Origin of the sequence: Mycobacterium sp. PO1 (assembly GCF_017312405.1) — a bacterium.
GTDB lineage: Bacteria > Actinomycetota > Actinomycetes > Mycobacteriales > Mycobacteriaceae > Mycobacterium.
Map to the genome: position 1 here is coordinate 1 of NZ_BLTG01000068.1, position 8,920 is coordinate 8,920.

Here is an 8,920-nt window from a genome sequence, read left to right on the forward strand (position 1 = left end):
GGGGAGGGGTGGGCACGATGTTGTTGACCGAGACATCGGCGACCAGGCCCTCGAATTGCACGCGCAACGGCTCGCCGAGGCGCCCGATCGGAATGTTGGCCGCGGCGGCCGGCGGTGCCAGAACGCCGCCGAAGGCCGCCAAGGTGGCGATCAGAAACACGAGCCAGCGACGCATGTGGGTGTCCCTCCTAGACGTGCTTGGCATGATCGCACATCGACCGGCGAGCCCGGGCCGTTGTGGGCGACCGACGTCCTCGGACGTCGGGCGTCGCCGGGGTCAGCTGGGCGTTATCGCTTCCAGCGCGGCGCGCAGGTCGCGCTCGAACCGGTCCCAGTCGATGCCGACGCTGTGCAGCACACCGTCGTCGTCCTCTTCCTCGTACAGCGCGAGCAGGAGGTGCTCGGTGCCGACGTAGTTGTGGCCCAACCGGAGCGCTTGGCGGAAGGTCAGTTCCAGGGCTTTGCGGGCGCGGGTGTCGAACGGGATCAGTGCGGGCAGCTCGGCCGCTGCGGGGGGCAGCGTGATGGAGTCCGCGAGGGACGCGAGCTCGACGCCCTGGGTCGCGAGCAGGCGTGCGGCCAGGCCGGTGGGGTCGGCGAGAAGGCCGAGGAGGAGGTGGGCCGGCTGGATTTCGGGGTTGCCCGCGGCATGGGCCCGGTTCTGGGCTTCGACGACGACGTTGCGGGCGCGGGGGGTGAACCGTTTGAACCCGGCGGCAGGGTCCAGGGCCGAGGCGTCGGCGGGAGTTTTCGGGACGAAGCGCTTCTGGGCGGCCTGCTTCGTGACGCCCATGCACTGTCCGATCTGGGTCCACGACGCCCCGGAGCGGCGGGCCTGGTCCACGAAGTGGCCGATCAGATGGTCGGCGACGTCGCCGAGCGCCTCGGCAGCGAGCATCGCGTCGGTGAGCTGCTCCAGTGGTTCGGCGTGGACGGCGGTGATCGCGTCGATGAGGTCGTCGAGGCGGACGGGGTGGTTGATGGTGACGGGCTGGCCCATGGGTCAACTCTAGGTTGACGTGAGTGTCGGGTCAACCTCAGGTTGACGATGGTTGCGGGTAGCCGCGTCGCACGGTCCGGTCCAGGATTCCCAGCGTGGCTTTCAGTGCCGCTTCCGACACGACCGGGAAGATGTCGGCATCACGCCAGTGCTGGTCGATGTCGGTCCAGTCGTAGAACGACGTGACGAGGGTGCCGTCGTCGGTGGGCTCGAGCCGGTAGCCGTAGACGTGGCCGATCTGCGGACGGATCTGCCCGAGGATCGTCCACGCGATCACCGAATCCTGCTCGTACTCGCTGATCAGCACCGATACGTCGTATCGGCCGAGCGGGAAGTCGCCGAGCGCTTCGCGGTCCATGTGCACGACGAAGCTGTCGCCGACCGCCTGGACGGGGGCGCCCTCGGCGTCCTGAAGCATCCCGGTGGCGTCGATGGCGACATGGCCCTGGGGGTCGCACAGCACGGCGAAGATGTCGGCGGGGGCCGCGTCGATGGTGCGCTGGACTTCGATTCGATCGGTCATGTGCTGATGGTGTCAGGCAGTGGAATAGGTCACTGCGTGTTTCGGTGCGCGTCGGGCCCGGGAATCTAGGAAGGCATGGTCAGTGCGAAGTCGATGGCGAAGTACCCGCGCATGTTGCGCCGGGCGCTCGACTTCATCGACGGCAACGCCGAGTACGACATCACGATCCGTGACATCGCCGCCGCTGCCGACGTGACCCCCCGTGCCATCCAGTACGCGTTTCGCGAGCACCTTCAGACCACGCCGTTGGAGTACCTGCGTCGCGTTCGGCTCGAACGGGCACACAAGGCGCTGGTGTCGGCCGACCCGGCGCGCGAAACCGTCACCTCGATCGCCGGACGGTGCGGGTTCACCCATCCGGGACGGTTCAGCAGCGCGTACAAGGCCGTGTTCGGAATCGAGCCGAGCAGGACCCTGCGCAGCCAGTAGCGGTCACATCGGGATGAAGCCGGCCCCGTTGAAGATTCCGGGTTGCCAGCCCTGCGGACCCAGGCACAGCAGTGGCCGACCGTCCGGCGCCTGGGCCGCAGCCTGTGGCCGCGGGCACGGCGCGCCGATGTCCTGCACACCGTGCAACTCGTAGGTGGCCTGCCAGAAGCCGGTGTAGACCGGCGGCCACTGGTTGGGCACCCAGCGGCACTGCAGGGGCTGTCCGCCGCGGCCGCGCCCGAACGTGAAGCGCTCCATGTTGGTGCAGGGTCCGGTCAGCTGGACGTCGTAGACCATGCCCGGTACGTCGCTGGCGTAGCGACCCGGGTCGTCGGGATAACTGGGGCCCGGCTCCGCCGAAGCCGTCGTGGCTGCCCACACCGCCGCCGCGCCGAGTGCGCTCACGGTGAGCATTTCGCGAATCATGTCCAGACCCCTGGTCGTCGTGCCGGTACTCAGCGAACCCTAGCGGCCCCAGCGGGCCCCATGTGCTTTTTCCCGCCAGCAAACAGATCTCGGCCCGCCACCCAGGGGGGGTCGGTGGCGGGCCGAGAATATCGGGGACGTCGTTGGGGGGACGTCTGATAGTGAACCTAGGCAGCCAACCTGAGACGCAGCTGATAGCCACTTAGGTCGCAGCTTCGAAAACATGCGCCCACCGGTTGGCGTGCCACCGGGACAGGCGTTAATTTCGTTGCGATGTTGGGCAATGAACACGCCGCGGTGGCCGACTCACAGCAGGCCGACTACTTCCGGGCCTTTCTCACAGGGCTGCGCACGGACATGGAATCGGACCTGGCCAAGCAGGTCAGGCGGTTGACCGCCTCCCAGAATGCGGGGGACCTGGGGGCGGTCAACGTGCTGCGCCGCGCGATTCGCACGGCGGAGGGCGAACTGCGCACGCTCGTGGGCATGGTCGACGCGCTCGACGGCCGGTTCCCCCAGGCCCCGGACCTGCGCACCGGCTGAGAACCGGTCACCGCGCCGGCGGCGCGGTCACCGAGTCGACGGCGCGGTCACCGGGTCGACGGCGCGGCCGGCGGCTGGGTGGGCAACTGTCCGGGGGGCGAATCGATCACCGACTGCACGAGGAAGCAGTCTCCGGTGATCGTCAGAATGGCCGATCCACCCTGCCGGAGGTCGAACTCGAACCCGCCGCCCTGCACGTGGAAGTCACGTCTGGACTGCTCGTTGAACAGCGAATCCTCGCCATCGGCGCCGAACTCGGCTGCCTCACTGCGCACGATGTCGCTGGCCGTCGCGAACTCTTCGGACGTGAACGGCCGACCGAACTCCACCATGTCCGAGAGCGGCCGCCGCGCAATGTCGCCGGTGAGTCTGTCGCACGGCAGCCCGTCGCTTTTCACCTGCTGCACGTTCGGGTCGGGGCTGAACTGCCACGTCTGTCCCGGGACGGCGCCGACGATCCGCTCGGCGATGGTGGCAGCGGCGTCGTTGATGCGTCGCCGCGCGTCCTCGTAGGAACCGTCGGCACGCATGCTGTCGATCAGTTCAACGGCCTCGTCACCGTGGACGGTCTGAGATTCGTACGGGTTCTCGCTCACGGAGCAGCCACCAATCAGGAGGGATACGCACACCAGACTTGCTCGGGCGCAGAGTCCGAATGTGGGTCGGGTGGGGTTGCGGGTCACCATGACAGCGGCGTCTCTCTGACCGTGAGGTCGGGGCGGTCGAGCAGGATCGCTGCCAGGTTATAGCCGGTCATCCGTTCGCCGGCGTTGCGGCCGTAGTCCGAGTGCCCGGACGCCCCGGTCTTGGACTCGTAACCGGGAATCGGTGTGTTTCCGGCATCGGTCTCGAGGTGCTCGAAGCGAAACCGCAGCGTTCCATCGCCGTTGTCGATGACATCGTTGGGGCTGGCGCCCCAGCCGTGCAGCGGCGCCACGTCGGCGACGTAGTTGATCGGGTCGTCAGAAGTGGCCATCACGAAGAAGTTGTCGTCGGTCATCCCGAGATCGGCAGGGGTGACGGCCTGAAAGCCGGGGGAGCCGTAGAGGACCGCGTTGTCGACGTACTCGCTCGCTCCGTCACCCAGCGCGATTCCGGAGGTCAACGAGCCGTAGGAGTGCCCGAACAGCGCGGTCGTCTGCCCGGGATTTCGGGACGCGGCGTCGAGGTCGGAGAGGAACGACGTCAGCTTCGGCGCGCCGGCCTGGGCGAGGTCGTCGTCGAGGACGGAGGTCTGGCCCAGGTTGGCCGGCGGCTGGTAGCCCACCCACGCCACGGTCGCGATGTTGGTGCTGATCGGGTTGTCGGGGTCGGCCGTTTTGGCGACCTCAATCGCCTCGTTGCGCAACTCGGCGGCTTCGCGGGTCATGCCGGCGATGGCGCCGCGGGTGGTGCCCGAGACCCCGGGCACCGTGGTGGAGACATGGTCGGCGGTGAACGGGTCGCCCACAGACGTCGCCGCCGGGATCATCTGCGAAGGGTCGCCAGGCTTCTCCAGGTAGATCAGGTATGAGCCATGTGTGCGAAGTGCCTCGTCGATCGCTGCGATGTCGGCGAGCCGGTCGGTCTTGACCTGGCCGTCCGGCAGCTGCTGGTACTCCTGTCGCATCTCCTCGAGCATGTCGCGGTTGGCGTGGTCGACCTCGTTGATGTCTCCTGAGGACATGTCGGTCTTGTCGGTGCCGTCGGTGGCCTCATCGGGCTTCTCGTCGCCCTCCCCGTCACCGCCTGCCAGCTTCTCGTCGGAGGTCACCGACTCGTACTCGGTCGTGAGCTTGACGATGTCCTGCGCGACGACGCCGAGGTCGGTGTGGGTGCCGAGCACGATCTCCTGCAGCCGCCCCAGGCCCGCGCTGGCGATCTGAGTGAGTTGCGCCTCCTGGAACCTGCCCGGGGGCACGCTTGCCGCGGCGTCGCTGACCCATTGCCGGAGTGCGTCGAGTCGCTGGCGGCCCGCGCCGACGAGTTCGGCAGAGCGGTCGACGCTGCGACCGAGACGGTGATCAAGCTCGGCCAGTCGATCGAACCGCTCGCGGTGGGCAGTGTTCGTGGCGTCGTAGGCTTTCGCGGCTCCTCCAGACCAGACTGCCTGCGGCGCCGCCGATTCGACCTCGACGCCCATCTGCCGCAGCTTCGTGCCGGCGTCGAACTGCGTGCCCGCCGCGGGCGTGCCGGCGCCGAACGTGCGGCGTGCGCGCGCCCACACCGTGAAGAACGCGTCGATCGCGCTCATGTGTCAGCCAGCCCCGCCATGTCGCTCAGTATTACGCAGCAGGTCGGGATCGCATGGCCGCGTTTGTGGGGGAGTCGAGGTACCACGACGAGACGTGCCTGACGGGGGGTCATGCTGGTGCGCGATACTGGGATTGAAGTGGGCGATCTGGTCGTTTGTCGATTCGTAGTCTGACCGACCTGATCGTGGCGTTGGACCGTGACACCGCCGCCAAGTTGTGCAGGCTGGGCGCCCCGGCCGACCGGATACGGCTGCTGCGCTCGTTCGACGCCGGCGCGGCAACCATGGACGTCGCCAACCCGTACGGCGGCACCCCCGTAGCCTTCGAAGCCACGCACACTCTGATCGGCGCCGCGCTGCCCGGGGTGCACGGATGGGTAGCCGCGGCGAGGTAGCTCAGCGTGACTTGCTGGGCTTTTCTGGCGCCGTTGCGCTAGTCGAACTTGCGCGCTTCTCGAAGTATCCGGCGGGGTTGTAACGCACTTCCTTGATGGCGCGATCCTGCCGCGCGGGGCCATTTGACTCACGCGGCATCTTCAGTGGCCACGAGTTCCGCCAGGAACTGAAGGACTGGGCTCAGCTGTCCATCGATGACGCTCTGGCTCTCCTCGGCTGCTCGGATCTGTCGTTGATCGATTGCTTGCTGCATCTTTTCGCGGCGATGCTCGCGTGCGGTTGACAGCAGAAGCGCCCCGACCGCGCTGAGCGCCGTGACGGTCCAGAGCGCCCCACCGCTGCCAGGTTGAATCCACGAGCCCGGATGCTGTACCTGCCAGTGTGGCGGCGGCCCCTAATCCGAGCGGCCACGCCACTGAACATCGCTCCATAAACCGAGGCCACCTGCTCTCGGCGACGTTGTGCAAATCGTCCCCCTCAGACATAGGCAGCAAAGTACCGCCAGGCCAGCCGCTTCCCTGGCGTACTCCCGTATACCGGGCGCTTCATGCAGCACACAATCGCACAATCACCAATCGCCTTCGGCAAGCTTGATGAGCCCACCGTAATCCATTGCCTCTAGGGCGATTTTGATCTGACTGGTGGGTACCCCTCCGTAGAATGGTGCCTCTAAGTCGTCGCTCCTGAACTTTGTCAGCTGCGAGACCAGCCCGAGGACATATCCGTCGTGCGATACAACCGGTCCTCCACTGTTACCGGGTCTGGCTGTTGCGGAGAAGAGGAAGAATCGGTTGCCCCACCGGTCGCGTATAGACGGATTCACCACCTCGCCTCGTTGCACAACGAGGGGGATGGTTTCGCTGTCGGCCATGGGGATCGGGGGAAATCCGAAGATGAATGTTTCGTCGGACCATTCGGCGTCACGAAATTCTAAGTCCGACAACGTTTCCAGCACATCCGGAACCAGTTTGAACTTGGGCAATTCCTCTGCTTTCAGGCTCGGCCGTTGTGCTGTGTGGGTCACTTCGATCACACCCACATCGATTGTCGGGTGCGCGTGCACGCCAACCACCTGCACCGGGGTTTGGTTGCTCCAGAACGCACGACCAGGCGGCACCAACTGGGGGCGTGGAAGTTCCGGAGCAAGCTCCATGCCCTCCACCACGTGCGCGTTGGTGAGAATGTGGTTGCCGTCGACCACTAGTCCACTTCCGATGTCGGGTTCGCCGGTTTCGCGACTGGTACCTGGAATCGGGATGGTGAGTCCTCCCAGGCTGGGAACGATCAATTCCGCATCGAACAGCCGCGCCATCCAGAGGTCACCCCCCATCGGTGCGCGACCGTAGTTCCACGTCATGTACGCATGCCCCACTGGGCCGGCGTCGGGTTGAACAGTGCCCCAGTCGTACAAGATGCCTCGCCGTTGCATGTCCTCAACGACATGGGTGACGTTCTTGATCTCGGACCAAATATCGCTGAGGCCTCTAGCTTCCAGGTAGCCGAGGAGGTCGATGACCGTGCGGTGCGGCTTCTGTGCGCTGGCTTCGAACCTCGTGCCCTTCAGAATTTCGGCGGCGAATGCCGTGGGTTTGCCCGCCGTGAAGATTTGCGTCGCCGAGAGCGCGACCATCATTCGCCACTCAAGACTCATCGGCGCACCCGTGAAGAACAACTCCTGGTCGTTTGCCATGAAATCCTCCCGCCAGCGACCAAACGTCTTAGCTTGGCATCGGCACGGCGACCCACTCGGGTTGACCGGCCCAACGGATATACAGCTGATTGGGCGTGGGGTGGCCCCAAGTGCCGGCAATGATCATGTCAACGCCTTGGCCGGGTCGAATAACGCTGTCCTGCGGGAGGTTACGGGCAATTGGTCCAGCTTGCGTAGCGTCGACTTCGACGTGATCGGCGACAGCCGTACCGGTGTTTCGTAGGACGTATCGGTTGCCGCTCGGATGCTCGATCTGCCATGTCACCTTCGGTGGTTCCTGGGCCACAGCCGGCACCCCAAAGGACTCGCCGGATGGAACGCCCGGCGGGCCCAGTTGTTGGTCGGGCGGCGCCGCCTGAGACTCCGCGATCTGATGCTCAACCATCCTCTCGGTTAGGCGATTGGCGCGTTCTGCGGCCTCAGCGCTACGAAGCCCAGCTTCAGCGCCTTGCCGTTCCCATCGCAACGACCTCCACGACAGCACCCCGGAGCCCACGGCGATGGCTAGCGCCACCCACCCCGGCAGATCCCCCCAATTCATGCCCAGAGCTTAGAGTCCGCGGCTCAATCAATGGACGCGAACCACAGCCCCACAGGCGCCGGGATTCAACAGCTACCCACGACCCCGTATGGCGGCCAACGCCCCCTCCAGCGTGGGCGGGTAGGTCTGGGTCGACGGCTCAGCGGTGATTGCCTGCACATCGCGGAGAGCCATGTCGTACCGCACCTCGACTCGGCGCGTCAGCTTCTCGTAGGTGTCGGTGTGAGTGGCTACGTTCCGCACCACCTGATATCGAAAGCGGATAGCTTCTGTAACCAGCGTCCTGGTGAGCTGAGGCGGAGTGCGCAGCAGTGCGCCCCTGACAAGCGCTTCTCGACGGCCGGGGCGCTAGCTCCGCCGAAGGATGCTTGAAGCTAATCGCGCGCTCGCTGCGGGACAACATACGATCGCTCGCGTGGCGGGAACTTGCGAACGATGTGGGGGTAAAGCTCGTCTGAGGCGATACTGTGCCAAATGCGCCGCCGCGCTCGCTGACCTACGCGACCAGTATGAGGCCGCGGTCGGTGGCCTTACCGCTAGGGCGAAGGGACCTTCACCTCGTGAGTGGTCCGACCTTGAGCGTTGGCGCATGGAGGTTTCCCTCGATGAATCGGAAGCCCGCAAGATTGCTGGGCCCTATATCGGTTCAATGCTCAGTAGGTATGTTGACGAGGCCATTCAGGGCGTCGTACGAAACAACGAGGTCGAGACATTCAGACGTGCATGTCAACTTCTAAAGCCTGACACGAGCCTGGCGCATGCCCTTGACGTCAAGCTGTATCGCGCTTTCCGCCTCGATCGAGTGCGTGAAGGGGAAATGCCGCGTGCGTCGTCCGTCGGGCTTCATCTCCCGACAGATGAAATCTGTTATCTGAATGTTCCTGCGATGCGATGGAGGTATTTGCAGGCTGGTGCGCGCTCGACGTCGGGTCAGTTGGTGGTTACCAACCGAAAAGTACGTTTCAGCTCTTATGAACGCGGTGGTGAACTGCCCCTCGGGAAAATCATGTCCGCACTCGATCTCAACCCGAACATTCTCACGCTAGAGACGACTTCTAGCTCGCTCAGCGGAGACTATACGGTAGGTGACGCTGAATGGGGTCAAGTCCAGGGAGGTG

General features: G+C 65.3%; 11 protein-coding genes. 4 read left to right on the forward strand and 7 right to left on the reverse strand.

Annotation, left to right across the window (positions count from 1 at the left end; all coding sequences use genetic code 11):
• Window positions 1-277: 277 nt before the first annotated feature.
• Both J3476_RS20370 and J3476_RS20375 read right to left on the reverse strand, forming a co-directional pair.
• A complete protein-coding gene (locus J3476_RS20370) occupies window positions 278-1,000 on the reverse strand; it encodes a Clp protease N-terminal domain-containing protein (RefSeq protein WP_207068180.1) in 723 nt (240 codons plus the stop codon).
• Between the two features lie 37 nt (window positions 1,001-1,037).
• A complete protein-coding gene (locus J3476_RS20375) occupies window positions 1,038-1,523 on the reverse strand; it encodes a polyketide cyclase (protein WP_207068181.1) in 486 nt (161 codons plus the stop codon).
• A gap of 75 nt (window positions 1,524-1,598) precedes the next feature.
• Between J3476_RS20375 and J3476_RS20380 the strand changes: the two genes are divergently transcribed.
• The gene (locus tag J3476_RS20380) at window positions 1,599-1,952 is read left to right on the forward strand and encodes a helix-turn-helix transcriptional regulator (RefSeq protein ID WP_207068182.1); all 354 of its coding nucleotides are present in this window, start codon (window positions 1,599-1,601) and stop codon (window positions 1,950-1,952) included.
• A gap of 3 nt (window positions 1,953-1,955) precedes the next feature.
• Here J3476_RS20380 and J3476_RS20385 read toward each other — a convergent pair whose 3' ends face one another.
• Window positions 1,956-2,378: a hypothetical protein gene (locus J3476_RS20385; RefSeq protein ID WP_207068183.1), complete on the reverse strand. Its 423-nt coding sequence runs from the start codon at window positions 2,376-2,378 to the stop codon at window positions 1,956-1,958.
• A gap of 273 nt (window positions 2,379-2,651) precedes the next feature.
• Here J3476_RS20385 and J3476_RS20390 point away from each other — a divergent pair, with 273 nt between their 5' ends.
• Entirely contained in the window at window positions 2,652-2,921 is a 270-nt protein-coding gene (locus J3476_RS20390) for a hypothetical protein (protein WP_207068184.1), read from the forward strand.
• A gap of 47 nt (window positions 2,922-2,968) precedes the next feature.
• Here the strand turns inward: J3476_RS20390 and J3476_RS20395 are convergent, their stop codons facing one another.
• Both J3476_RS20395 and J3476_RS20400 read right to left on the reverse strand, forming a co-directional pair.
• Window positions 2,969-3,517 carry an LppA family lipoprotein gene (locus J3476_RS20395; RefSeq protein ID WP_373889098.1) on the reverse strand — a complete coding sequence of 183 codons (549 nt, stop codon included), beginning with the start codon at window positions 3,515-3,517 and terminating at the stop codon, window positions 2,969-2,971.
• Between the two features lie 83 nt (window positions 3,518-3,600).
• Window positions 3,601-5,154 carry an alpha/beta hydrolase gene (locus J3476_RS20400; RefSeq protein ID WP_207068186.1) on the reverse strand — a complete coding sequence of 518 codons (1,554 nt, stop codon included), beginning with the start codon at window positions 5,152-5,154 and terminating at the stop codon, window positions 3,601-3,603.
• A 155-nt stretch (window positions 5,155-5,309) separates the two neighbouring features.
• Between J3476_RS20400 and J3476_RS20405 the strand changes: the two genes are divergently transcribed.
• The gene (locus J3476_RS20405; RefSeq protein WP_207068187.1) at window positions 5,310-5,549 is read left to right on the forward strand and encodes a hypothetical protein; all 240 of its coding nucleotides are present in this window, start codon (window positions 5,310-5,312) and stop codon (window positions 5,547-5,549) included.
• 569 nt (window positions 5,550-6,118) lie between these two features.
• Here the strand turns inward: J3476_RS20405 and J3476_RS20410 are convergent.
• Both J3476_RS20410 and J3476_RS20415 read right to left on the reverse strand, forming a co-directional pair.
• Complete coding sequence (locus J3476_RS20410; RefSeq protein WP_207068188.1) at window positions 6,119-7,240, reverse strand: serine protease; 1,122 nt, start codon at window positions 7,238-7,240, stop codon at window positions 6,119-6,121.
• Between the two features lie 634 nt (window positions 7,241-7,874).
• Window positions 7,875-8,045: a hypothetical protein gene (locus tag J3476_RS20415; protein ID WP_207068189.1), complete on the reverse strand. Its 171-nt coding sequence runs from the start codon at window positions 8,043-8,045 to the stop codon at window positions 7,875-7,877.
• 346 nt (window positions 8,046-8,391) lie between these two features.
• On the opposite strand from J3476_RS20415, the gene J3476_RS20420 reads away from it, so the two are divergent.
• Window positions 8,392-8,920 (forward strand): hypothetical protein (locus J3476_RS20420; RefSeq protein WP_207068190.1); only part of this gene is annotated, 529 nt, incomplete at its 3' end.

What these genes read in the sequence shown, in the direction of transcription:
- J3476_RS20380 (WP_207068182.1), top strand. Translation starts at nt 1,599, where the DNA reads ATGGTCAGTGCGAAGTCGATGGCGAAGTACCCGCGCATGTTGCGCCGG.
- J3476_RS20400 (WP_207068186.1), bottom strand. Translation starts at nt 5,154, where the DNA reads ATGAGCGCGATCGACGCGTTCTTCACGGTGTGGGCGCGCGCACGCCGC.
- J3476_RS20390 (WP_207068184.1), top strand. Translation starts at nt 2,652, where the DNA reads ATGTTGGGCAATGAACACGCCGCGGTGGCCGACTCACAGCAGGCCGAC.
- J3476_RS20370 (WP_207068180.1), bottom strand. Translation starts at nt 1,000, where the DNA reads ATGGGCCAGCCCGTCACCATCAACCACCCCGTCCGCCTCGACGACCTC.
- J3476_RS20410 (WP_207068188.1), bottom strand. Translation starts at nt 7,240, where the DNA reads ATGGCAAACGACCAGGAGTTGTTCTTCACGGGTGCGCCGATGAGTCTT.
- J3476_RS20375 (WP_207068181.1), bottom strand. Translation starts at nt 1,523, where the DNA reads ATGACCGATCGAATCGAAGTCCAGCGCACCATCGACGCGGCCCCCGCC.
- J3476_RS20385 (WP_207068183.1), bottom strand. Translation starts at nt 2,378, where the DNA reads ATGATTCGCGAAATGCTCACCGTGAGCGCACTCGGCGCGGCGGCGGTG.